Raw genomic sequence first — 22,940 nt, forward strand, 5'->3', positions numbered from 1 at the left:
TCGGTGCGCGGAGAGTTCCCGGCACCAGGAGGACTTCTCCCGTGGAACCGGATTGACGATCCGGTCGGTCATCGTCCTGTAATTGAAGCTGTACTTGTTTGAACCAAGCGGCGAGAGCGGCGAAGACCAAACAGTTGTTGTCATCCGATGTTGGCCTTCAGGCCGGCAGCTTCGATGCCAGCTACGGCGCAGATCTCGTCATTGTCCGAGGTGTCGCCGCTGACGCCGACGGCGCCGAGCAGGGAAGAACCGTCCATGATCAGCACGCCGCCGGGGACCGGCACCAGCCGGCCCTGCGCCAACGTGTTCACGGAATCGATGAAATAGGCCTGCTCCTGGGCGCGCTGAAACAGCGCCCGCGATCCCATCCCGAGCGCCAGCGCGCCATAGGCCTTGCCATGGGCGATCTCGGCCCGCATCAGGCTGGTGCCGTCCTCTGCCGCCGTCACCTTCACCGCGCCGCGCGCGTCGAGGATGGTGACGACCAGCGGCTTGAACTTCTTCTCGACCCCCTTGGCCAGCGCGGCATCCAGAATCTTGCGGGCAGTTTCGAGAGTGAGCTCAGCCATGGGCCTCTTCCTTTGTCGGTAACAATCTGTCGGAATTCGATTTCGCACGTTTCAGGCTCATCGCCAATACGCTGGCGACATGCAGCGGCGTGCGACCGCTGCCGTCCTTGATCTGGTGCCGGCATGAGGTCCCGTCGGCCACGATCAGGGTGTCCTGATCCGCGTCGCGGACCGCAGGGAGCAGCGACAGCTCGGCCATCTCGATCGAAGCCTGATAGGTGTCGGCACCATAGCCGAACGCACCCGCCATGCCGCAGCAGCTCGACTCGATGGTCTTGACGTCGAGGCCCGGTACCAGGCGCAGCACCTTCTCCACCGGCTCGAACGCGCCGAAGGACTTTTGATGGCAATGGCCGTGCACCACTGCCTTGCCGGTGACGGCGCCGAGCGGCAAAGCGAGCCGCCCGGCCTCGGCCTCGCGCACCAGAAATTCCTCGAACAGCAGCGCGTGCGCGCTGACGGTCTTGGCGGCCTCATCCGAACGCAGCGACAGCAGCTCGTCGCGCAAGGTCAGCAGGCAGCTTGGCTCGAGACCAATGATCGGCACGCCGCGGGCCGCGAACGGGACGTAGGTCGCAACCAGCCGGTCAAGCTCGGCACGGGCCTGCTCCACCAGTCCGGCCGACAGGAACGTCCGCCCGCAGCACGGCGGCCGCCCACCGTCCGATGGCCTCGGCAGATGCACGCGATAGCCGCCGGCGACCAGGACTTCGATCGCGGCGTCGAGATTTTCCCGCTCATAGCCGCGGCTGAACGTATCGGCGAACAGCACCACTTCGCGGCCATCCACCGGACCCAGCACCGTGGCGTCGGGCCGGAACGTGTCGTGGCGAAATTCCGGCAGCGCGCGCCTGGCGCTGATCCCGGCGAGTTTCTCGAACAGCGCGCGCAGCAGCGGGCTGTGGTTACGCCAGTTGGCGATCGTCGCGAAGCGCGAGGCGAGATCGACATAGCGCGGCAGATAGCCGACCAGCCGGTCGCGCAGCGACAGGCCGTGCGTCGCGGCACGCGCGGCGAGCACCTCGATCTTCATCTTGGCCATGTCGACGCCGGTCGGGCATTCATGGCGGCACGCCTTGCAGGAGACGCAGAGTTTTAGCGTCTCCATCATCTCGTCGGAGGCGAGCGCGTCTGCCCCCAGCTGGCCCGAGATCGCGAGCCGCAGCGTATTGGCGCGGCCGCGGGTGACGTCCTTCTCGTTGCGCGTGGCGCGATAAGACGGGCACATCACGCCGCCTTCGAGCTTCCGGCAGGCGCCGTTGTTGTTGCACATCTCGACGGCGCCCTGGAAACCGCGGCCGGCGCCGGGATAGGCCGACCAGTCCAGCGCCGTCTTCAATTCGCCGACGCGATAATCCGGCGCGAAGCGGAATAGCGAACGGTCGTCCATCCTGGGCGGATCGACGATCTTGCCCGGGTTGAGCGTGTTGGTCGGATCGAAGCGCTGCTTGACCTCGCGGAAATCGGCCACGATGCGCTGCCCGAACATCGCCTCGTGGAATTCCGAGCGCACCAGTCCGTCGCCGTGCTCGCCGGAATGCGAGCCCTTGTATTCGCGCACCATCGCGAAGGCTTCCTCGGCAATGGCGCGCATCGCCTTGACGTCCTTCTCGAGCTTGAGATTGAGCACCGGGCGCACATGCAGGCAGCCTTCGGAGGCATGCGCATACATCGTGCCGCGGGTGCCGTGCCTGGCGAACACGGCATTGAGCCGCTCGGTGTAATCGGCTAGATGCGGCAGCGGCACCGCGCAATCCTCGACGAACGAGACCGGCTTGCCCTCCTGCTTCATCGACATCATGACGTTGAGGCCGGCGGCGCGGAAATCGGCGATGCCGATCTGCAGCGCGGGCTCGATGATCTCGACCACGCCGCCCCATTTGCGCTGCGGCTTGTCCCACCCGAAGCCGAGGTCGGCCATCAGCTCGCCGAGCTGCCTGAGACGGGCAAGGTTGTCGGCCTCGTCCTCTTCGGCGAACTCGACCACCAGGATGGCGTCCGGATCGCCGCGCACCGCAGCCGAGATGATCGGCTGGAACATCGCGATCTCGCGGCCGAGCGCGATCATGGTGCGGTCGACCAGCTCCACGGCAATGGGCCGCAGCTTGACCAGATGCTGGGCCGCGTCCATCGCCTCGTAGAAGCTGCCGAAATGGCAGACGCCGAGCGCCTTGTTGCGGATCACAGGCCACAGCTTGAGTTCGACCTGCGTCGTGAAGGCGAGGGTGCCTTCCGAGCCGACCAGAAGATGCGCCAGGTTGTTCGGCGCATTGCGCGGCACCAGCGCGTCGAGATTATAGCCGCCGACGCGGCGCTGCACCTTGGGGAATTTGTCCGCGATCTCGAGCGCCTCGCGCTCGCCGAGATCGAGCATGTCGCGAAACAGCTTCAGTCCGCTGTCGGACGAATTGACCCGCGTCAGGTCGCGCGGCACCTCGCCGAAATGCAGCAGCGTGCCGTCGGCGAGCGCAGCATCCATCGACAGCGTGTTGTCGCGCATCGTGCCGTAGCGCAGCGAGCGGCCGCCGCAGGAATTGTTGCCGGCCATGCCGCCGATCGTGGCGCGCGATGCGGTCGAGACGTCGACCGGAAACCACAGCCCGTGCTTCCTGAGCTGGCGGTTGAGATCGTCGAGCACGATGCCGGGCTCGACCACGCAGGTCCGATGCTCGACGTCGAGCGAGAGGACCCGATTCAGGTGCTTGGACAGGTCGACCACGATGCCGTCATTGACGGTCTGGCCGCATTGCGAGGTGCCGCCGCCGCGCGGGGTGACGATCCGCCCGGCGTCGCGGACGATCGCAAGCGCTCGCAATGCCTCGTCGACGGTTCGCGGCACCACCACGCCGGCCGGCATGATCTGGTAGAACGAGGCGTCGGTCGCGTAGCGGCCGCGGTTGAAGGCGTCGAAAAAGACGTCGCCGGCCAGTTCGGACCGCAGGCGCTGTTCGAGCGAGGAGGCGTTCTTCATCCCAGATCCGATGTGATCCATGACGCCACGTTGATTGCTCATGGATTATGCATTCTCTCGACGTGAGAATTACATTATGAATTCATAATGGGCAAGGATAGCTGCCCTCCAGCCATCCTTGTGTTGGCCCCTTTAGTCGTTCTGGGGCGTCGTCTCCAGGCCGCTGTCCGTCCCCTCCGCGAGGTGATCGATGGCGGCGGCCCGCTTGTTGCGCAGGTGCTGGAACAGGATGTCGCTGAGTTCGCTTGCCGCGCGCCGGCGCAGCGCATCGAGGATCGCCTCGTGCTCGCGCATCGCCTCGGCCCAGCGCTGCCGCTTGCGGGCGAAATTGGCGGAATAGCGGACGCGGCGGATCCGGCCGGCGAAGTTGGCGTAGGTCGCCTTCAGCGTCTCGTTGCGTGCGGCCGCAACGATGCTCTCGTGGATTTGCTGGTTGGTCTGGAAATAGCCGTGCATGTCGCGGTGCAGATAATGGCCGTACATCTCGTAATGCAGCCGCTCGATCGCGACGATTTCTTCGTCGGTGATGATCTCGCATGCCAGTCGTCCGGCGAGGCTCTCGAGCCCGGCCATGACGTCGAACAATTCCTCGAGGTCGCGCGGGCTGAGCCGGCGCACCCGCGCGCCGCGGTTGGGCAAGAGCTCGATCAGGCCCTCGGCAGCCAGCACCTTGAGTGCTTCGCGCAGCGGCGTCCTTGAGATCCCCAGCATCTCGCAGAGCTGCCGCTCTGGAACGCGGGCGCCCTCGGGAATGTTGCCTTCCACCACATAGTCGCGGAGCCGCAGCAGGATTTCGCCGTGAAGCGAGGCCTCCTGGCGGTCGCTGCCATTGCCGGCGGCTGGCGGACTGATTGGAACCCCGGCTTCGGGAATCGCGGATTTCATATTCTGAACAATAATTTGCGGGCGCGGTCGCGTCGATGCTCTCAATCGAATACCAAAATTGGATTGAAAAGACAAAAAATGAATGCAAAATAGCTCGCTGAGGAGCCGAAATCCGGCGATTGGGAGGTTCTCATGCATCAAGGGCGCCATTTTCTGCAGATTCCAGGGCCAAGCCCGGTCCCAGATCGCATCCTTCGGGCGATGGATATGCCGGTCATCGACCACCGCAGCGCCGAATTCGCCGCGCTCGGCCGTGCCGTGCTCGAGGGCAGCCAGAAGGTGTTTCAGACCAAAGGGCCGGTGGTGATCTTCCCGTCGTCCGGGACCGGCGCCTGGGAGGCCGCGATCGTCAACACCCTGTCGCCGGGCGACACGGTCCTGATGGTCGAGACCGGCCACTTCGCCACACTGTGGCGGCAGATGGCCGGCCGCTTCGGCATCGAGGTGGATTTCATACCCGGCGACTGGCGGCGTGGCGCGGACCCCGCCCAGATCGAAGCAAGGCTTGCCGCCGACACCGCGCACAGCATCAAGGCGGTGATGGTCGTCCACAACGAGACCTCGACCGGTGCGACCAGCCGGATCGCGGACATCCGTACTGCCATCGACCGCACCGCGCATCCGGCGCTCCTGATGGTCGACACCATTTCCTCACTCGGCTCGGTCGATTACCGGCACGACGAGTGGAAGGTCGACGTCAGCGTCAGCTGCTCGCAGAAGGGCTTCATGCTGCCGCCCGGCCTTGGCTTCAACGCCATCTCGGAGAAGGCGCGCGCCGCGTCGCGCACCAATAAGATGCCGCGCTCTTATTTCGACTGGGAGGAAATGCTGAAGCCGAACGCCAAGGGCTTCTTCCCCTATACGCCGGCGACGAATCTGCTCTACGGGCTGCGCGAGGCGATCGCGATGTTGCTGGAGGAGGGGCTCGACAACGTGTTCGCCCGCCATCTGCGGCTGGCCGCCGCCACGCGCGCCGCCGTCAATCAGTGGGGGCTCGAGGTGCTGTGCCAGGAGCCCTCGGAATTCTCGCCGGTGCTGACCGCGGTGATGATGCCGCCCGGACATGATGCCGATCAGTTCCGCAAGGTCGTGCTCGACAATTTCAACATGTCGCTGGGTGCCGGCCTGTCGAAGGTCGCGGGCAAGGTGTTCCGTATCGGTCATCTCGGCGAGTGCAACGAGCTGACGCTGCTTGGCGCGCTGACGGGCGTCGAGATGGGGCTGTCGGTCGCCGGCGTCCCGCACCGCTCGGGCGGCGTCGAGGCGGCGATGAAGCTTCTCGAACAGCGCGACCAGCGCAATACACCGCCGCATCTGAAAGTCGTCGGCACCTAGCAGCCAGCGCCTCAACAAACTCAAAAAAATCGCGGGGGAGGGGATATGAGGCTTCGGTTCAAGGCCACCCATGTCGTGTTGGCCATGCTCTGCGTGATGTATTTCATCACCTATGTGGACCGGGTGAACATCGGCACCGCGGCCGGCGAGATCCAGAAGGAGCTCGGCCTGTCCAACACCGAACTCGGCCTGGTGTTCTCGGCCTTTGCCTATCCATACCTGCTGTTCCAGGTGATCGGCGGCTGGGTCGGCGATCGCTTCGGGCCGCGCCAGACCTTGTTCTGGTGCGGCATGATCTGGGCCGCGGCGACCATTATGACCGGCTTTGTCCATGGCCTTGCCGCGCTGTTCGTCGCGCGTTTCGCGCTGGGGTTCGGCGAAGGCGCGACGTTTCCGACCGCGACGCGCGCGATGCAGTACTGGACGCCGGCGAACCGCCGCGGTTTCGCGCAAGGCCTGACGCATTCATTCGCGCGGCTCGGCAATGCCATCACTCCGCCGGTGGTCGCGCTGCTGATCCTCTGGCTGACCTGGCGCGGCGCGTTCGTCGTGCTTGGCTTTGTCAGTCTGATCTGGGGCGTTGCGTGGGTCTGGTACTTCCGCAACGAGCCGCGGGACCATGGCTCGATCACCGCGGCCGAGCTTGCGACCTTGCCGCCGCGGCCGAAAGGCGAGCGGCCGAAGGTGCCGTGGGGACCGCTGCTGCAGCGGATGTGGCCGGTGACGCTGACCTATTTCTGCTACGGCTGGTGCCTGTGGCTCTATCTCAACTGGCTGCCGCTGTTCTTCAAGAACAACTACAGCCTCGATCTGAAGAACTCGGCGCTGTTCGCGTCCGGCGTGTTCTTTGCCGGCGTCGTCGGGGACAGCATCGGCGGCGTCATCTCCGATCGCATTCTCGAGCGCACCGGCAATGTACGGCTGGCACGACTCAGCGTGACGGTCGTGGGCTTCGCCGGCGCGCTGCTGTCGCTGATGCCGATCCTGTTCGTCCACGACATCACGGTGGTGGCGCTCTGCCTGTCGGCCGGCTTCTTCTGCGCCGAACTCGCGATCGGGCCGATGTGGTCGATCCCGATGGACATCGCGGCGAAATATTCCGGCACCGCCGCCGGGATCATGAACACCGGCTCGGCTTTCGCGGCCATCGTCTCGCCGCTGGTCGCCGGCTTCGTCATCGACGCCACCGGAAACTGGTACCTGCCGTTCCTGATGTCGATGGGACTGCTGCTGGTCGGCGGCTTCTCGGCGTTTCTGATGCATCCCGAAAGGCCGTTCGAGGAGACGAACGAATCGGTGGTGCCGGGCAAGCTGGTAGCCGCCGAATGAGGCGCTGCCGGCCCGGCGGAGCGCCGTCAGATATGCATGACGGACCCCCGCCGGGCCTAGGACAAACCCGGCGAATAGTGATATGCGAGCGGCTCACCACGACCAAGACGAGACCGGGAAAGACGCTCATGACCGTGCATACTGGAAGGCATTTTCTGCAGATTCCGGGACCGACCAACGTGCCGGACCGGGTGCTGCGGGCCATGGATATGCCGACCATGGACCATCGCGGTCCCGAGTTTGCCGAGATCGGTTTCGCCGTGCTTTCTGCGATGCAGCGTGTGTTCCGCACCAAGCAGCCCGTGATTATCTACCCGTCGTCGGGGACCGGCGCCTGGGAGGCTGCGATCGTCAACACGCTGCAGCCCGGCGACAAGGTCCTGATGTGCGAGACCGGCCAGTTCGCGGTGCTGTGGCATGGCATTGCCGACAAGTTCAAGCTCGACGTCGATTTCATCTCGGGCGACTGGCGCCACGGCGCCGACCTCGAGCAGATCGAGGCCAGGCTGTCCGCCGACAAGGCGCACAAGATCAAGGCGGTCTGCGTGGTCCATAACGAGACCTCGACCGCCTGCGTCACCTATCCGCGCGACGTCCGCAAGATCCTCGACACGCTGAAGCATCCGGCACTCTTGATGGTCGACACCATCTCCGGCCTCGGCTCGCTGGAATATGAGCATGATGCCTGGGGCATCGATGTCTCCATCGCCGGCTCCCAGAAGGGCCTGATGCTGCCGCCCGGCCTCGGCTTCAACGCCGTGTCGGAGAAGGCGCTCGCCGTGGCCAAGGCCAATCCGGGCATGCGCTCCTATTGGGATTGGCAGGAAGTCATCAACATCAACAAGGCCGGCACCTGGCCCTATACGCCCGCCACCAACCTCCTGTTCGGCCTGCGCGAGGCCGTGAATATGCTGGAGGAAGAGGGCCTCGAGAACGTCTTCGCCCGCCACAAGCGCCACAGCGAGGCGACGCGCGCGGCGATCAAGGTCTGGGGCCTCGAGACACAGTGCCAGGAGCAGGGCGCACACTCGCCGGCGCTGACCGCGGTGCGGGTGCCTGACGGCCACGACGCCGACCACTTCCGCAAGGTCGTGCTGGAGAATTTCGACATGTCGCTCGGCACCGGCCTCAACAAGGTCAAGGGCAAGGTGTTCCGGATCGGCCATATCGGCCACTTCAACGATTTGATGCTGATGGGCACGCTGTCCGGCGTCGAGATGGGGCTTGATCTGGCCAAGGTGCCGCATCGCGGCGGCGGCGTGCTGGCGGCGATGGAGGTCCTGAAGGGCCACGACGCCGCGCAGTCGAAGGCTGTCGCTTAAAAAGGCTGTCGCCTGAAACCGAATCGCAAACAACAGAAAGAGCGAGACATGAACGCGCCCGTCACTTCGACCGAAGACCTGATCTACTCCGTCGAGGACGGGATCGCGCGCATCACGTTCAACCGGCCGCAGGCGCGCAATGCGCTGACCTTTGCGATGTACGAGCAGATGGCCGCGATCTGTGAGAACATCAATCAGGATCACTCCATCAAGGCGCTGATCATGACCGGCACGGGCGACAAGGCGTTCGCCTCGGGCACCGACATCTCGCAGTTCCGCGCGTTCAAGACGGCGCAGGATGCGCTCGACTATGAGGCGCGGATCGATCGCGTGCTGGGAACGCTCGAGCAGTGCCGTGTGCCTGTGATCGCGGCGATCGCCGGCGCCTGCACCGGCGGTGGCGCCGGCATCGCCGCCTGCTGCGATATCCGGATCGGCACTGAGGCGACGCGGATCGGCTTCCCGATCGCGCGCACGCTCGGCAACTGCCTCTCGATGTCCAACATCTCGCGGCTGGTGTCGCTGATCGGTCCGGCGCGGACCAAGGATCTGATCTTCAAGGCGCGCCTCGTCGAGGCGCCGGAAGCGCTGGCGCTCGGGCTGTTGAATGAAGTCGTCCCCGATGTGGAGACGTTGCAGCGCCGCGCCACCGAGACGGCGAAGCTCGTCGCGGGCCACGCGCCGATCACGCTCGAAGTGACCAAGGAAGCGGTGCGCCGCATCCGCCGCACGCTGTCGCGCGAGGAGGGCGAGGACCTGATCCTGCGCGCCTATATGAGCGAGGATTTCCGCGAGGGCATGGACGCCTTCCTCAACAAGCGCGCGCCCAACTTCAAAGGCAAGTAACGGTCGTCCTGGATTCCTGGCGGAAAGCGCGCTTTTCGCATTGATCCCCGTTGTCAGAAAGCATGGGCCCGAGACAGACTCCGCGCTGTTTTGATTGTTGGTCCTGAGCGTCCCCACCTCATTCCAAAGTCATAGGCCATGCGGCAGTTCGCGGCTTGAACTCACCTTCATTCTCGGCACAATGACGCGAGCCCGCCACCTCGCAGGTTTTGCCAAGCCGAACAAATAGATAGGGAAGAAACACGTGGGACAGATTGTAAAAACCACGGCTGCAATCGCGGCCCTCTTGCTGAGCACGCCGGCCTTTGCCGGCTGGGAGCCGAGCAAGCCGGTCGAAATCGTAGTCGCGGCCGGTGCCGGCGGCGCCTCAGACCAGATGGCGCGCATGATGCAGGCGGCGATCCAGAAGAACAATCTGATGAAGCAGCCGATGGTGGTATCGCTGAAGGGCGGCGCGTCGGGTGCGGAAGCGCTGATGTACATGAAGTCCAGCGAGGGTGATCCCAACAAGGTGCTGATCGCCTATTCGCTGATCTACATGCTGCCGCTGTCGGCTAAGATTCCGTTCAACTGGCGCGACCTCACCCCGGTGTCGGTGATCGCACTCGACCAGTTCGTGCTGTGGGACAACGCCTCCGGTCCGAAGACCGTGAAGGAGTTCATCGCTGCCGCGAAGGCGGCCAGTGCGCCGTTCAAGATGGGCGGCACCGGCTCCAAGCGTGAGGATCACGTGCTGACCGTGTTCATGGAGCAGAAGACCGGCGCAAAATTCTCCTACCTGCCGTACAAGTCCGGCGGCGAGGCCGCGACCCAGCTGGTCGGCGGCCATACCGAGTCCAACGTCAACAATCCGAGCGAGAACCTCGAAGTCTGGCGTGCCGGACAGGTTCGCGCGCTCTGCGTGTTCGACAAGGAGCGCATCTCCTACAAGACCAAGGTCACCGACACGCAATCCTGGAACGACATCCCGACCTGCAAGGAGGAGGGGCTCGACGTGCAGTATCTGATGCTGCGCGCGATGTTCCTGCCGGGCAAGGTCACGCAGGAGCAGCAGGCGTTCTATGTCGACCTGTTTCAGAAGGTGACGCAGACGGCTGAATACAAGGACTACATGGAGAAGCAGGCACTGAAGCCGATCTTCCTCACCGGCAAGGACATGGTCGAGTTCCTCGAGGATGACGACAAGCAGAATGCCTCGCTGATGAACACGGCAGGGTTCGTCGCAAAATAGCGGTCCGGTCCGGAATTGCCTTGCAAGCGGCTGCGGCGCAGTGATTACTGCGCCGCAATATGGCCGAACGTCCGGCGAGCCCGATCGGGCTTGGGTCACCCCTCCGGCGCCGTTGCGGGACCGTGAGGAGCGATCATGACCAAAGCCATGTTAGGGATCATCGGTGGATCCGGCATCTACGATCTGCCGGGCCTGGAACATGTCCGCGAGGAGGCGATCACAAGCCCTTGGGGCGAGCCGTCCGCGCCGCTCCGCCGCGGCGAGATGGCGGGACTCCCGATCGTGTTCCTGCCGCGCCACGGCCGTGGACACGCGCTGTCGCCGTCCGACATCAACTATCGCGCCAATATCGACGTGCTAAAGCGGGCGGGGGTCACCGACCTGGTGGCGCTGTCCGCATGCGGCTCGTTCAAGGAAGAGCTGCCGCCGGGCACGTTTGTATTGGTCGACCAGTTCGTCGATCGCACCCACAAGCGCGAGAGCTCGTTCTTCGGCAAGGGCTGCGTCGTGCATGTCTCGATGGCGCATCCGGTGTCGCCGTTGCTGGCGAGGCATCTCGCCGCCGCTGCCGAGGCCGAAGACATCACGTTCGCCAGCGGCGGCACCTACCTCTGCATGGAGGGGCCGCAGTTCTCCTCGCTCGCCGAAAGCCTGACCTACAAGGCGCAGGGCTATTCGGTGATCGGCATGACCAACATGCCGGAAGCCAAGCTCGCCCGCGAGGCCGAGATCTGCTACGCCAGCGTGGCGATGGTCACCGATTTCGATTGCTGGCATCCGGCGCATGATGCCGTGACGGTGCAGGATATCATCCGTGTGCTGAATTCGAACGCCGAGAAGGCAAAGGCGCTGGTCGCGCGGCTGGCGCGGGATTTCCCGCGCGAGCACGAGCCCTGCCCGGTCGGTTCGGATCGGGCGCTGGATACCGCTCTGATCACGGCACCCGCGGCCCGCGATCCGCAACTGCTGGCCAAGCTCGATGCTGTCGCCGGACGGGTGCTGCGGTCGTGAGGAAGTCCTCTAGCGAACGCGCGACGCGAAGGACGTAGGACATGAAAGTCGATGGACGACATTTTCGCAGCATCTGGCTCGAGCCCGACGGCTGGTCGGTCGGCGCGATCGATCAGCGCCGGTTGCCGCATGAATTCATCGTCGCCAAACTCGCCACTGCGGACGAGGCCGGCGAGGCGATCCGCTCGATGCTGGTTCGCGGCGCGCCGCTGATCGGCGCCACCGCAGCCTATGGCATGGCGCTCGCGATGCGCGCCGATGCCTCCGATGCGGCGCTCGAGCGCGCCGGCAAGATGCTGCTTGCGACCCGGCCGACCGCGATCAATCTGAAATGGGCTATCGACGAGATGCAACGCGCGCTGGCGCCGCTCGCGGCTTCGGTCCGCGCCGAGGCGGCCTATGCCCGCGCGCGCGAGATCGCCGACGAGGATGTCGAGATCAACCGCGAGATCGGCCGTCACGGGCTCGGCCTGATCGAGATGATCGCCGCGACCAAGAAGCCGGGCGAGGTGGTGAACGTCCTGACGCATTGCAACGCCGGCTGGCTTGCAACCGTGGATTGGGGAACGGCGACATCGCCGATCTACCAAGCGCACGATCGCGGCATTCCGGTCCATGTCTGGGTCGACGAGACGCGTCCGCGCAATCAGGGCGCTTCGCTCACCGCCTGGGAACTCGGGCACCACGGCGTGCCGCACACCGTGATCCCCGACAATACCGGCGGCCATCTGATGCAGCAGCGCATGGTCGATCTCGCGATCGTCGGGACCGATCGCGTCGCTGCCAATGGCGACGTCTGCAACAAGATCGGCACCTATCTGAAAGCGCTCGCGGCCCGCGACAACAGCGTGCCGTTCTATGTTGCGCTGCCGTCACCGACCATCGACTTTAGTATCGATGACGGTGTCAGGCAGATTCCGATCGAGCAGCGCGCGGCCGACGAGGTGACGCACCTCACGGGACGCACGGCGGATGGCCGGATCGAGACCGTGCGCGTGGTTCCGGACGGCTCGTCGGTCGCCAATTTCGGCTTCGACGTCACGCCGGCGCGGCTTGTGACCGGATTGATCACCGAGCGCGGCGTTCTCAAGCCGGAGCGTGCTGCACTTGCGAGCGCCTTTCCCGAACGTTCCACCGTTTAGCTGAAGGCTGCATTGACGGTGGTTGCATCTGCACGCTATCCCAATCGTTGCCCTCGCAACCCAGACCGTCTCATCCATGTCCAATACCGAACTTGAGATCGTCGTCGACGATCCGACCGCACCTGAAGATAACTCGCCGGCGGTCGTCAGCACCGGCGTCGTCGACGTCGTCGTGTCGCTGCTTCTGCTTGCGCTCGCCGTGGTGCTCGGCTGGGACAATTGGCGCACCGGTGCGTCGTGGGACTCGACCGGGCCGCAGCCGGGCTATTTTCCGTTCTACCTCTCGGTCATCCTCGGCGGTGCCAGCCTCTATGGTCTCGGCGCGGCCTTCCTCTCGCGCCGGGAAGCCGCCGAGACCTTTGTCACCCGGTCCCAGCTTCGCCGGGTGATGGCGGTGTTCGTGCCGACATTGCTGTTCTGCCTCGCCACCCAATATCTCGGCCTCTATGTCGCGAGCTTTCTCCTGATCGCAGGCTTCATGCGCCTCGTCGGCAAGATCGCGCTGTGGAAGTCGCTGCTCACCGCCTTCGTCTTCACCGCCGTGATGTTCGTGACCTTCGACATCGTCTTCGACGTCATCATGCCGAAGGGACCGCTCGAAGCGGCTCTCGGCCGCTAGCGAACCGACAGGATTTCGAAACATGGAAGCTTTCGGTCTCCTGCTGCACGGCTTTGCCGTCCTTCTAACGTGGAAGACGCTGCTCTTGATGATGGTCGGGCTGGTGCTCGGCATCTTTGTCGGCGTGCTGCCCGGGCTTGGCGGCCCCAACGGGGTCGCGATCCTGCTGCCGCTGACCTTCACGATGGATCCGACCTCCGCCATCGTAATGCTGTCGTGCATCTACTGGGGCGCGTTGTTCGGCGGCGCCATCACCTCGATCCTGTTCAATATTCCGGGCGAAGCCTGGTCGGTCGCGACCACCTTTGACGGCTATCCGATGGCGCAGCAGGGCAGGGCGGCCGAAGCGCTCACCGCGGCGTTCACCTCCTCCTTCGTCGGTTCGCTGGTCGCGGTGCTGCTGATCACCTTCCTGGCGCCGATGATCTCGTCGTTTGCGCTGAGGTTCGGCCCACCGGAATTCTTCGCCGTCTATCTCCTGACCTTCTGTTCCTTCGTCGGCCTCGGCCGCGAGGCCAAGCACAAGACTGTCATTTCGATGTCGCTCGGGCTGCTGCTCGCCGGCGTCGGCATGGATACGGTGTCCGGGCAGCTGCGCATGACGTTTGGCTCCGCGGAACTCTTGCGCGGCATCAACTTCCTTGTCGCGGTCATCGGCCTGTTCGGCATCAGCGAGATCCTGCTCACAATGGAGGAACGCCTCGCGCTGCGCGGACACGCCGCCGGCATCAGCCCGCGCGTTGTGCTCTCGGTGTGGAAGGACCTGCCGAAATACTGGGTGACGCTGCTGCGCTCGTCGGTGATCGGCTGCTGGCTCGGCATCACGCCGGGCGGCGCGATCGCGGCCTCCTTCATGGGCTATAACCTCGCCAAGCGCTTCGCCAAGGATCAGGAGAGCTTTGGCAAGGGCCGTATCGAGGGCGTGTTCGCGCCCGAGACCGCCGCTCATGCCTCGGGCACCTCGGCGCTGTTGCCGATGCTGGCGCTCGGCATTCCCGGCTCGGGGACCGCTGCGATCCTGCTCGGCGGCTTGATGGTGTGGGGCCTCAACCCGGGGCCGCTGCTGTTCGTCGAGCACAAGGATTTCGTCTGGGGCCTGATCGCCTCGATGTATCTCGGCAATGTCGTCGGCCTGGTGCTAGTGCTGACCACGGTGCCGATCTTCGCCTCGATCCTGCGCGTGCCGTTCGCGGCCGTAGCCCCGATGATCGTGGTGTCCTGCGCGATCGGCGCCTATGCGATCCAGAACGCGATGTTCGATATCTGGCTGATGCTGGGCTTCGGCGTCGTCGGCTATGTCTTCAAGAAGATCGGGATCCCGCTCGCGCCTTTCACCCTCGCATTGGTGCTCGGCAACCGCGCCGAGGATGCGTTCCGCCTCTCGATGATCGGCTCCGGCGGCGACATGAAGGTGTTCTGGTCGAACGGACTGGTCGGCTCGATCACGACGTTGGCAATCGTGCTGCTTTTTTGGCCCTTGATCGATGGTTTGGTCGGCCGCGTCAGTTGGAGGCAGCGGAGCAAAACGGAGACACCATGAGAACTGAATTAGATCAGTGTCCCAGTTCTCTTATGTCGCGATGGTCTTATCCAGGCGCGTCGTCTTGGTTCCAAATGTTGCCGCTGCGCGATGCCGGCCAGACAAGCTCTGGATGCGTGTAGTCCTTCCTGCTCAGATGGTTGGTGATGACGCAGCCTGGGCCACCACTAAACCGAACCACCTTCTGCCCCATACGAAACATAGTTCATCTCCTGTATGAATTATTGGACAAGCTGGCGTGCGTTACCCCATGTGTGCGGATACGAGAGCGTCGGCGCATCACGAGCCAAACGACGAACTCAATCACGCCGTAAACCGAAACCAGCGCGGCGAACGTCACTGCAAAGCCGGACCGAACGCGATGAAAATCTCGGACAGCTCCGTTTAACGTCAACAGCGCCTGTATTAACCGCAATTTCAAATTCGAAAATGTGTACGCGGAAGGTCCCCCGGGGCTCGGTACGCTTCCACAGAAGTTGCTCGACGTGTCCGACAACGTGACGCTAGGCTCGATCAAATCATTCAATGAAGTCGGAACGCCAGGCGCGTCAGGCTACGCCGCCTATCGGCGCTTACCCAACGGCGGTTTGCATATTTGGGGACTAACCACGGCCACGGGCGCCACCAATACAGCGGTAATCTTTCCGGCCGTCTTCACGGCAGTTACGACTATTACGACTATCGTATGCTGCAGCACCGCTGGCGGGACAACGAGTCCCGTGAACGCAGTTTCCGCTGCCACTTCAGGCTTCTCGATCAATAACCCGGGAACGACGGTCGTCGTTGCCTGGTCCGCAACGGGCTACATTTAGTTACTTGAAGGAGCGGCCGAAGCTTCCGCGCGAGCAGGCTTCTCCATCAGTGCGTTCGTCAGGCCGATCAGGTCTGCAAACTGGTGTCTCGTCTCCATCGATAGGTTTCGGCGAATGTGGCCACCATCGCGGTACAGAAATTCGCCATTCAGATAGCCCTTACAGCCGGCCTTATCGCAAAGCGCGTCGCGCGGTATGACAGCGGCCACGTCAGATCGAGACGCGGCGATCTGCTTGAGCAGCGTGTCCGAAGTCACTGTATAGGTCTTCATTTGCTGGATTTCTTTTGGATCGGGCGTGCACTCGCGGCGCCACAAGCCGTTAAGGTGCGCCATCGCGCACGGGATAGGATCAACTATGTGTTGCGGAACCGTTCCTACCAAGACGAATCGACGGCCGGGTCTCGCCGTCTTCGCCATGAGGTCCTCTATTCCGGCCTCTATCAGGCCAGATCCGCTCAATTCTCCAAGCGTCCCGTCTTGGAGCGCAATCGCTGGATAGTAAGCCCACGCAGAAGCGAGAACTATGAGGTCAATTGAAGGATCGCTGTTGATGAGCTCAATCGCTTTGCGGCGTTGTTCAGCGCACTGCGTCCGGTAGTTCGGAATACCGGTATACGTTCGGTAAATATGCTCGTTGAAGAACGCCGGGCATGTCTCGTAAAGGAGCCACCCCATATCTGGCTGCGCGGCTTCCATGATCGGGGCGAAGTGCCCAGCGTGGCTATCGCCCCACAAGAATGCTTTCGAGCCAGCCTTCTTCCATGACTGGCCGAAGGTGCAGAACGAAGCGCCTAAGGTCTTCTCTGGTTCGTACTTGCATGGCCATTCCCACATCGCATCAAGGCTGCGCATCGAATAGACGGCAGGTGCGATGCGCTCCGGAAGTCCGTCGGCGCTGTTTACATACATCCCGAGGCAAAAGACGGCCATTCCCGTCGCGAGTCCTGTCTGTACTGTCCGCGTCGGCAACCAGCGGCGTTGCCGGAAAGGTTTCTCGACGAAGCGAAACGACACCACTGCTAAGCCGATCGAGACGGCTGCGAGCACGACTGCCTCTAGGCGGCTTGGCTCGGCGTTATTGATGTAATGGCGGAACAGCACCCACACGGGCCAATGCCAGAGATACAGGCTGTAGGAAATCAGCCCGATCGGACGCAACTTGCCGAGCCAATGGCTGAACCTTGGTTCGTCCCGGCGCGGCCAGATTACGAGCGCAGCGCCGACGCATGGGTAGACCGCGGCCGCGCCTGGGAAAGCAGTGGCGCTGACAAAGATGAAGCCGGCGCCAATCAACGCGAGGCCGGTCGCGATTGCCACGGCGCCGAGGCGTTGCGGAAGAGGGGGCAGGAACACGAGCAACGCGCCGAGTGCGAGCTCCCACGCGCGCGGCAGCACCAGATAGAATGCGCCCTTGGGATCCGCGTCGAGCCAGAGCAGGCTCGCGCCGAAACCGATCACAACTGCGGTGCCGATGATGGCGGCGAGGTCGATCCGCTTTCGACCGGTAGCGACGAGGGCCAAGAGCAGCGGCCACGCCAGATAGAATTGCTCCTCGACACCAAGCGACCAAGTGTGAAGGAGTGGCATTAAATCGGAACTTTGGTCGAAATAGCCGGTGTTCGACAGGAAGAAGAAGTTCGAAGCGCCGAATGCCGCGTAGGCGGCGCTGGCGGCCATCGCCTTGTAATCGCCGGGCAGCAAGAGGAACTTGCCGAGCAATAAGACGGTCAACAAAACTACAGCCAACGCGGGCACAATACGTCGAATGCGACGGTCGTAGAAGTTGAGGATAGAGAAGGTGCCGCTTGCGATCTCGCCAGCGAGTTGCTGCGTTATCAGGAACCCGCTGATTACGAAGAAAACATCGACGCCGGTAAAGCCGCCCGGCAGAGCTGCATTGTAATGGAAGGCCAACACAGACAGTACGGCGATGGCCCGCAAGCCATCGATGTCAGCGCGGTATTTCAAGATTAGTGCCCGCCCGTTCTTAACTGGGTGCGGCAACTTACTCGGCACAACCCGCCCGAGCAAGCGCTGACCGTGACCACTAAGACACACCAAGCCGTCTTTCGGGCGGCTTTTTCTTTGAAAGGTGTATCAATGACCGACCTCGCAGCTTGAAGGTGGCGAATGAGGCTCGCTGGGCCAAAGCCAAGCTGACCCGGAACTTTACCGGGAGCGCGCGAGCGCCTTCCTGAAAGCCGAGATGAAGAAAGCCGACGTGACCTACGCCGATTTGGTCAAGCGGCTGAAGAAGCACGGCCTCAAGGATGAGACCGAAGCCGGGATCACGATGAAGGTGAAACGTGGATCGTTTACGGCGATCTTCTTCCTTGCCTGCGTTGCAGCGCTAGAACTTGAACAGGTGGCGCTGGAAGAAATCTAGGCGCGGTCCTAGAGTTGCGGACATGTACCCGCGCTGGATGGAAATCGCTGGATACGTCTCTTGGATACGTCTCTATCGCCATTGTCGGGGTATTGATCTTTCTCGTCGCGGTTTTGGCCGAGGGATTATATGCCGCCATCGGCGAGATTGTCGGCTTGTTGTTGTTATTTGCCATTGCCCGCCTCAGTGCCTCAGTGGGCGCCCTTGGGGAACAAAATGAGCACAGCAATCAAGGGCCGTTTGATCGGCTTAGCCGCGGTTGAGTTTGTAATAGGCGCTATGTGGCTGTTCGGTACTGTCAACCCGGCGGTTTTCGCCGTGCTGACGATTGGTCTGCCGGTACTGGCTCTGATGGTTGCTCTGCCAATAGTGTTGTTGATCCGGTCAAATCGCTCTTCTCAAAACAAGCCGACTTCAAATTTGAACTAGGCCAAGTGCTCCCGCCGGGGTGACACGCTTCTTTTGGCTTGTGGCGTTTGCGCCATAATACCGCGCTTCTAGCGGTGCCGTTAGTGCTTCGGTTCGATATTGATCTTCAAGAATGAAAATGGATCTTTTCTAGCAGCCAGAAGATCCAGGGCTTACGCGGAGGTATTCTAATCGACTGGAACGGGTCAACAGCTGCCGGTTCTACGGCGCGATATATGCGGCCGTTTGTGTTTGGATTACTGTTGTCGCTTGTCGAGAAATAGAGAAAAACCCAATCATCCTTCCGATAGGAAAACCGACCGTGCCCTATGTCTCCAATTTCGATGTCCGCGCAGTGGGCCGGCCCGAGGGGACGGCCATCCTCGGTCAGTTCAAGTCGCGATTGATGGGGTGCTTCAGCTGTATCGGCTATTGCTCGCGAAACGGATGGCTGGTAGCGCCAAGCGTAGCCGCCATAGTACTCGAACGGCCCGTACATGATTGTTGGATCGGTGGGCGGTAGAGTGTCCAGATAGAGCCCGATCGGGATGTATATGACCAGCACCGCGGCGAGCGCGTGCCATTTGTTGATTTTCAGTATCCGCGTCGTCACGTCCTGAAGAGGAGGGTCCACAGGATTTCCAGAGTGGTCCGTAGACGAAAGGCTTTGAATCGTCGGATCAAGTGCCCAAAATGGTCTGCCCCGAAGTTCTTCAGGCGTGTTCATGATCCGTGTCGTCATCTGAGTGCTATGCAAGCTGCGCGATAAGCCAAGTCAGGTACGTTGCGCCGACCGGCGGGAAGAGCATGGCAGAGCTTTTCAATACAACGCCGGCGCATGTGACCCCACTGCACATTTCCCAGTTAGAAAATAAAAATTGTCCTGCCGCAAATAATCCAACTCCGAAGGAAAGTGTCGCTCGCTCGTCCGTTCCTATGGTCGCGTCTGAAATGACGTCAATAGTCTCTCGGACACTATGCTCCAGGAACCACCAAGCCGGCCAAAAGAGTACGCACAAGGTCTGGCGTGCACCTAAGCGTCCTTCGTGCTTGCGGTAGAAGTGCCCCGCCGTGGCCAGTATGCCCAGCGCGTAGATAAGGGAAAATGGCGCGAGCAGCTTGAATGAAGGCATTGTTTTCCACCCCTTGAACAACAATAACTTTGGTCTACCAACACCTGCGCCGGTGGTCCCGTATCCGGCCCGGATTGCTCGTAGCACGATGCAACTTAGAGAAGCATCTCCGTGACGAGAACGGAAAAAATGGCAATTTACTCGCCCCGGTCCCGTTGAGTGGATAGCAGGCGCGGCAGTGGCGCCATCCGGGGGCGCGGCGCTGCAGCTTCCCCGTCTTCCCAAGTCTTCTCCGATCGCTTGTGCTGGGCCGCGGCAATAGACCCTATCAGCACCAGCGCGAGGCCCGCGGCGATCATGAGAGCCGGAACCATCTTCTCCCAATCAAAAAGCAGGGCACTCACTTGATAGCTATTTGGCATCATTTACGGCTTGCGCCCTCGCTTGAAGGCCGAGCAATTGAGCTTGGATCATGCTAATGCGATTGTTGACCTCTGCAATCAATTTGTAGGTTCGGTCCAACTCAATGCTCTGCTGGGCTAGCCGCTGTTGCTCAATTCGACGCAGCTCGAGTGTGGCATCTATCGCTGTCGAGCCCAATTGCCTTCGCTGCACCTCAGACAAGCCAATCGAGATGATATTAATAACGACGGCAGCAGTAACGATAGCTCGCGTAGAAATTGTCATGAACAGTTTCCTTGCCCGAGGCAGAAGATGCGCAATGACGGCAATCGAAGGCAGCAAGCCGATCAGATAGACCACAGCGAACGGTGTGAGCCGGTCGACACCAGCGCTGTATGACATACCGTGTAATTTTAGAGAACGACACCTCAATCAGGATCTCGCCGTGGGGGAGCCTTATCGAGTGACCGCCGGGTACCTCCGTAGAGTTGAAACGACTCCGACAAACCCTGCTCGCGGCCCTCGCGAAAGGCAAATCGATATGTCGCCCGGACGCACAGTGCGAGGATCAAAATCGAAATTGCCGCGAGAATGAGCCAAGTCATCATGCAGGCCAGCCAATGGTAAGGCGTCGACCAACGTCGACGGCAGCTCGAACATAATAGCGGTGAAAGAGTTTTTTTAATATAAGGACTCCTATCCCTTGGCGGAGGCGGTCACTACCGTATTTTTACGGTGAATCAGTGAGCGGGAGTAAGCGTATGAGTGGGCGTGCGACTACTCGAAAAGAGTTTTATTATTGGGCATCGTTGTTGTTCAGTTTCTCTCCCCTCTGGATTCTTGTGGGACTTCTTATCTTTTTCAAATGGTGATTTCTATCTAGTCCGCAGACCCTCTGGTATGCGACCGGTGGTCTCGCTGTTGGGGAGCTCAAGTATTCGTCCGCGGTCAACCTTGGGATCCAAGTCTTCGGGGCGGATCTCGGCGGCACGACTCCGTTCGGCGCGTTCAGCTTTTCAATCGGTGCGGCGGTGAGTAGCACCGATACCCGAGTCGGTTCGATCGGGCGTCGAGCGTAAGTTCACCCGGAATTGGTCGGCGAAGCTCGAATACGCATTTCGGAAGTAAGACTTACTTCGTCGGAACCGCTAACCAGGCGGACGTCAGCTTTCCACAATCATATTCTGCGTGTCGGCTTCAACTATGCGTTCACTCCAACACCGGTCGTTGCAAATACTGAGCTGCGCAGCGCGAACTCCCTTCGATGCCCGACAATCTACCGGGCATTGTTGTTTCTGACCTGGCTCACACCACCTTGGCGTCCCTGAGCTTGGCAATCTCGTCGGAGCCGAAGCCGAACTCTTTCAGCACCTCGTCGGTCTGTTCGCCGAATTCCGGCGGCCGCACCACCATCTTGCTCGGCGTGCGCGACAGCGTCACGGGCTGGCCGACCAGGCGGATGTGGCGGTCTTCATCGTTCGGCACGTCTTGCGCGATGCCGAGATGCTTAACCTGCGCGTCCTCGAACATCTGGTCGATGGCATAGATCGGCCCGCAGGGCACGCCGGCCTCGTTGAGCTCGCGGACCCAGGTCTCGGTCGACTTCGTCACGGTGCACCTCTCGATCTCGGCGTTGAGCGCGTCGCGGTTTTTTGAGCGGGCAGAGGCCGTCGCGTAGTCGGGATGGCCAAAGAGCTCCGGCGCACCGATCGCCTGCGCGCAACGCTCCCAGATCCGCCCACCCGTGGTGGCGATGTTGATGTAGCCGTCCGAGGTCTTGAACACGCCGGTCGGGATGCTGGTCGGGTGGTTGTTGCCGGCCTGCTTGGCCACCTCTCTCTCCATCAGCCAGCGCGCAGCCTGGAAGTCGAGCATGAAGATCTGTGCCTGGAGCAGCGAGGTCTGCACCCACTGGCCCTTGCCGGAGACCTCGCGCTCGAGGAGCGCGGTGAGAATGCCCATGGCGCAGAACAGGCCCGCCGTGAGGTCGGCGACGGGAATGCCGACCCGCATCGGCCCTCCGCCCGGCGCGCCGGTGATCGACATCAGCCCGCCCATGCCCTGCGCGATCTGATCGAAGCCCGGCCGCTTGTGATAGGGGCCGTCCTGGCCGAAGCCGGAGATGCTGCCATAGACGATGCGCGGGTTGATCGCGGCGAGGCTCTCATAGTCGATGCCGAGCTTCCTCTTCACGTCGGGGCGGAAATTCTCGACCACGACGTCGGCCTTGGCGGCGAGGCGCTTGAAAACGGCGAGCCCGCGACCGTCTTTCAGGTTCAGCGTCATGGCCCGCTTGTTGCGGTGCAGATTCTGAAAGTCGGAACCCCGCCGGGGGCCGCCCGGCTGCTCGCCACCGGCATCCTCGGTCAGCGCGTCGATCTTGATGACATTGGCGCCCCAATCCGCGAGCTGCCGCACGCAGGTCGGCCCGGAGCGGACCCGGGTCAGATCGAGCACGGTTAAACGCGACAGGGCTTCCGAGGCATGCGGAAAGGGCATTGTGAAAGGGCTCCGGGACAGATTGCGGGCCTACCATAGCGCCGAAAGACCCTGCGGCAAGCCTGGGCCAGCGCGGATGCCGCCTGTCGAAATGCAATGGCTGGCGCGGTTTGCTGCGCTGCGTGAAGGGATCAGCGCGACAGGCGCTTCAGTTCCGAGCGCGCCTTCTCGGCCAGCGGGTCATCGCCGTAGCGCGCAATGAAAAGCTCAAAGGCCTCCCGCGTTCCTTTCCGGCGGGCGGCTTCGTATTCCTCGGCCACCGCGGCAGCAGGATCGCGGGCCATTGGCATGGTGGGCGAGCGTCCCGCCTTGCCGCTGTCATCCGCATTGGCCTTCTCCACCATGACGGGCAGTCCTCCGAAGGGCGTGTGATTGTATCCGGCGAGCGCCGCAAGGGCGCCAAACAGGCCGGCCGCGAGTGAAGATCGTTTCATGAAACCCTGCAAATTACCGGCGCCGCGGGAACCGAGGTTCTTGCTTGCGCCTCGTATGAGTACGGGGTTTGATAGCTAACCGCGCATTATGGCAGAGGTCCGGGCGCTCTCGCCGCATTTAAAC

General features: G+C 62.3%; 20 protein-coding genes. 11 read left to right on the forward strand and 9 right to left on the reverse strand.

Annotation, left to right across the window (positions count from 1 at the left end; genetic code table 11):
- Nucleotides 1-140 precede the first annotated feature (140 nt).
- The 3 genes from J6525_RS27685 to J6525_RS27695 form a co-directional block, all read right to left on the reverse strand.
- The gene (locus J6525_RS27685) at nt 141-569 is read right to left on the reverse strand and encodes a GlcG/HbpS family heme-binding protein (protein WP_225647021.1); all 429 of its coding nucleotides are present in this window, start codon (nt 567-569) and stop codon (nt 141-143) included.
- Complete coding sequence (locus J6525_RS27690; RefSeq protein WP_225647049.1) at nt 562-3,540, reverse strand: FAD-binding and (Fe-S)-binding domain-containing protein; 2,979 nt, start codon at nt 3,538-3,540, stop codon at nt 562-564. Before J6525_RS27690 ends, J6525_RS27685 begins: the two co-directional genes overlap by 8 nt.
- Nucleotides 3,541-3,672: 132 nt before the next feature.
- On the reverse strand, nt 3,673-4,425 hold the full coding sequence (locus J6525_RS27695) for a GntR family transcriptional regulator (protein WP_092088147.1): 753 nt from the start codon (nt 4,423-4,425) through the stop codon (nt 3,673-3,675).
- Nucleotides 4,426-4,557: 132 nt separating this feature from the next.
- Between J6525_RS27695 and J6525_RS27700 the strand changes: the two genes are divergently transcribed.
- The 9 genes from J6525_RS27700 (at nt 4,558) to J6525_RS27740 (ending at nt 14,800) form a co-directional block, all read left to right on the forward strand.
- Entirely contained in the window at nt 4,558-5,760 is a 1,203-nt protein-coding gene (locus J6525_RS27700) for a pyridoxal-phosphate-dependent aminotransferase family protein (protein WP_225647022.1), read from the forward strand.
- Between the two features lie 45 nt (nt 5,761-5,805).
- On the forward strand, nt 5,806-7,089 hold the full coding sequence (locus J6525_RS27705) for an MFS transporter (protein WP_225647023.1): 1,284 nt from the start codon (nt 5,806-5,808) through the stop codon (nt 7,087-7,089).
- 128 nt (nt 7,090-7,217) lie between these two features.
- On the forward strand, nt 7,218-8,411 hold the full coding sequence (locus J6525_RS27710; RefSeq protein ID WP_225647024.1) for a pyridoxal-phosphate-dependent aminotransferase family protein: 1,194 nt from the start codon (nt 7,218-7,220) through the stop codon (nt 8,409-8,411).
- A gap of 48 nt (nt 8,412-8,459) precedes the next feature.
- Nucleotides 8,460-9,257: an enoyl-CoA hydratase/isomerase family protein gene (locus J6525_RS27715; RefSeq protein ID WP_168858734.1), complete on the forward strand. Its 798-nt coding sequence runs from the start codon at nt 8,460-8,462 to the stop codon at nt 9,255-9,257.
- Between the two features lie 253 nt (nt 9,258-9,510).
- Nucleotides 9,511-10,488, forward strand: a complete 978-nt coding sequence (locus J6525_RS27720) for a Bug family tripartite tricarboxylate transporter substrate binding protein (protein ID WP_375166564.1) — start codon at nt 9,511-9,513, stop codon at nt 10,486-10,488.
- A gap of 135 nt (nt 10,489-10,623) precedes the next feature.
- Nucleotides 10,624-11,499, forward strand: a complete 876-nt coding sequence (locus J6525_RS27725) for an S-methyl-5'-thioadenosine phosphorylase (RefSeq protein ID WP_225647026.1) — start codon at nt 10,624-10,626, stop codon at nt 11,497-11,499.
- Between the two features lie 41 nt (nt 11,500-11,540).
- Nucleotides 11,541-12,641 (forward strand): S-methyl-5-thioribose-1-phosphate isomerase, encoded by a 1,101-nt coding sequence (gene mtnA, locus J6525_RS27730; RefSeq protein ID WP_225647027.1) that lies wholly within the window; start codon nt 11,541-11,543, stop codon nt 12,639-12,641.
- 76 nt (nt 12,642-12,717) lie between these two features.
- Complete coding sequence (locus J6525_RS27735) at nt 12,718-13,260, forward strand: tripartite tricarboxylate transporter TctB family protein (protein ID WP_028337728.1); 543 nt, start codon at nt 12,718-12,720, stop codon at nt 13,258-13,260.
- 22 nt (nt 13,261-13,282) lie between these two features.
- The gene (locus tag J6525_RS27740) at nt 13,283-14,800 is read left to right on the forward strand and encodes a tripartite tricarboxylate transporter permease (RefSeq protein WP_225647028.1); all 1,518 of its coding nucleotides are present in this window, start codon (nt 13,283-13,285) and stop codon (nt 14,798-14,800) included.
- Between the two features lie 808 nt (nt 14,801-15,608).
- On the opposite strand, the gene J6525_RS27745 is transcribed toward J6525_RS27740, so the two are convergent.
- Nucleotides 15,609-17,582: an acyltransferase family protein gene (locus tag J6525_RS27745; RefSeq protein ID WP_225647029.1), complete on the reverse strand. Its 1,974-nt coding sequence runs from the start codon at nt 17,580-17,582 to the stop codon at nt 15,609-15,611.
- A gap of 172 nt (nt 17,583-17,754) precedes the next feature.
- Between J6525_RS27745 and J6525_RS27750 the strand changes: the two genes are divergently transcribed.
- Nucleotides 17,755-18,000 (forward strand): DUF6471 domain-containing protein, encoded by a 246-nt coding sequence (locus J6525_RS27750; protein WP_225647050.1) that lies wholly within the window; start codon nt 17,755-17,757, stop codon nt 17,998-18,000.
- Between the two features lie 216 nt (nt 18,001-18,216).
- Nucleotides 18,217-18,429 carry a hypothetical protein gene (locus tag J6525_RS27755; protein WP_028337725.1) on the forward strand — a complete coding sequence of 71 codons (213 nt, stop codon included), beginning with the start codon at nt 18,217-18,219 and terminating at the stop codon, nt 18,427-18,429.
- Nucleotides 18,430-18,535: 106 nt separating this feature from the next.
- Here J6525_RS27755 and J6525_RS27760 read toward each other — a convergent pair whose 3' ends face one another.
- The 5 genes from J6525_RS27760 to J6525_RS27780 all read right to left on the reverse strand — a co-directional run bounded on the left by J6525_RS27760 (nt 18,536) and on the right by J6525_RS27780 (nt 22,816).
- Nucleotides 18,536-19,135 carry a hypothetical protein gene (locus J6525_RS27760; RefSeq protein WP_225647030.1) on the reverse strand — a complete coding sequence of 200 codons (600 nt, stop codon included), beginning with the start codon at nt 19,133-19,135 and terminating at the stop codon, nt 18,536-18,538.
- A 22-nt stretch (nt 19,136-19,157) separates the two neighbouring features.
- On the reverse strand, nt 19,158-19,541 hold the full coding sequence (locus J6525_RS27765) for a hypothetical protein (protein WP_225647031.1): 384 nt from the start codon (nt 19,539-19,541) through the stop codon (nt 19,158-19,160).
- A gap of 351 nt (nt 19,542-19,892) precedes the next feature.
- Complete coding sequence (locus J6525_RS27770) at nt 19,893-20,168, reverse strand: hypothetical protein (RefSeq protein ID WP_225647032.1); 276 nt, start codon at nt 20,166-20,168, stop codon at nt 19,893-19,895.
- Nucleotides 20,169-21,188: 1,020 nt separating this feature from the next.
- Nucleotides 21,189-22,382: a CaiB/BaiF CoA transferase family protein gene (locus J6525_RS27775; RefSeq protein WP_225647033.1), complete on the reverse strand. Its 1,194-nt coding sequence runs from the start codon at nt 22,380-22,382 to the stop codon at nt 21,189-21,191.
- A gap of 131 nt (nt 22,383-22,513) precedes the next feature.
- Nucleotides 22,514-22,816: a hypothetical protein gene (locus J6525_RS27780; RefSeq protein WP_225647034.1), complete on the reverse strand. Its 303-nt coding sequence runs from the start codon at nt 22,814-22,816 to the stop codon at nt 22,514-22,516.
- Nucleotides 22,817-22,940: the final 124 nt, after the last annotated feature.

It is taken from the genome of Bradyrhizobium australafricanum (assembly GCF_020329495.1).
Classification (GTDB): Bacteria; Pseudomonadota; Alphaproteobacteria; order Rhizobiales; family Xanthobacteraceae; genus Bradyrhizobium; species Bradyrhizobium australafricanum.

Excerpts from the sequence above, each read along its gene's own strand:
- J6525_RS27695 (WP_092088147.1), bottom strand. The coding sequence starts at position 4,425 with ATGAAATCCGCGATTCCCGAAGCCGGGGTTCCAATCAGTCCGCCAGCC.
- J6525_RS27705 (WP_225647023.1), top strand. The coding sequence starts at position 5,806 with ATGAGGCTTCGGTTCAAGGCCACCCATGTCGTGTTGGCCATGCTCTGC.
- J6525_RS27775 (WP_225647033.1), bottom strand. The coding sequence starts at position 22,382 with ATGCCCTTTCCGCATGCCTCGGAAGCCCTGTCGCGTTTAACCGTGCTC.
- mtnA (WP_225647027.1), top strand. The coding sequence starts at position 11,541 with ATGAAAGTCGATGGACGACATTTTCGCAGCATCTGGCTCGAGCCCGAC.
- J6525_RS27690 (WP_225647049.1), bottom strand. The coding sequence starts at position 3,540 with ATGAAGAACGCCTCCTCGCTCGAACAGCGCCTGCGGTCCGAACTGGCC.
- J6525_RS27770 (WP_225647032.1), bottom strand. The coding sequence starts at position 20,168 with ATGACAATTTCTACGCGAGCTATCGTTACTGCTGCCGTCGTTATTAAT.
- J6525_RS27715 (WP_168858734.1), top strand. The coding sequence starts at position 8,460 with ATGAACGCGCCCGTCACTTCGACCGAAGACCTGATCTACTCCGTCGAG.
- J6525_RS27740 (WP_225647028.1), top strand. The coding sequence starts at position 13,283 with ATGGAAGCTTTCGGTCTCCTGCTGCACGGCTTTGCCGTCCTTCTAACG.
- J6525_RS27760 (WP_225647030.1), bottom strand. The coding sequence starts at position 19,135 with ATGAACACGCCTGAAGAACTTCGGGGCAGACCATTTTGGGCACTTGAT.
- J6525_RS27710 (WP_225647024.1), top strand. The coding sequence starts at position 7,218 with ATGACCGTGCATACTGGAAGGCATTTTCTGCAGATTCCGGGACCGACC.
- J6525_RS27755 (WP_028337725.1), top strand. The coding sequence starts at position 18,217 with ATGAGCACAGCAATCAAGGGCCGTTTGATCGGCTTAGCCGCGGTTGAG.
- J6525_RS27735 (WP_028337728.1), top strand. The coding sequence starts at position 12,718 with ATGTCCAATACCGAACTTGAGATCGTCGTCGACGATCCGACCGCACCT.
- J6525_RS27725 (WP_225647026.1), top strand. The coding sequence starts at position 10,624 with ATGACCAAAGCCATGTTAGGGATCATCGGTGGATCCGGCATCTACGAT.
- J6525_RS27765 (WP_225647031.1), bottom strand. The coding sequence starts at position 19,541 with ATGCCTTCATTCAAGCTGCTCGCGCCATTTTCCCTTATCTACGCGCTG.
- J6525_RS27700 (WP_225647022.1), top strand. The coding sequence starts at position 4,558 with ATGCATCAAGGGCGCCATTTTCTGCAGATTCCAGGGCCAAGCCCGGTC.
- J6525_RS27685 (WP_225647021.1), bottom strand. The coding sequence starts at position 569 with ATGGCTGAGCTCACTCTCGAAACTGCCCGCAAGATTCTGGATGCCGCG.
- J6525_RS27780 (WP_225647034.1), bottom strand. The coding sequence starts at position 22,816 with ATGAAACGATCTTCACTCGCGGCCGGCCTGTTTGGCGCCCTTGCGGCG.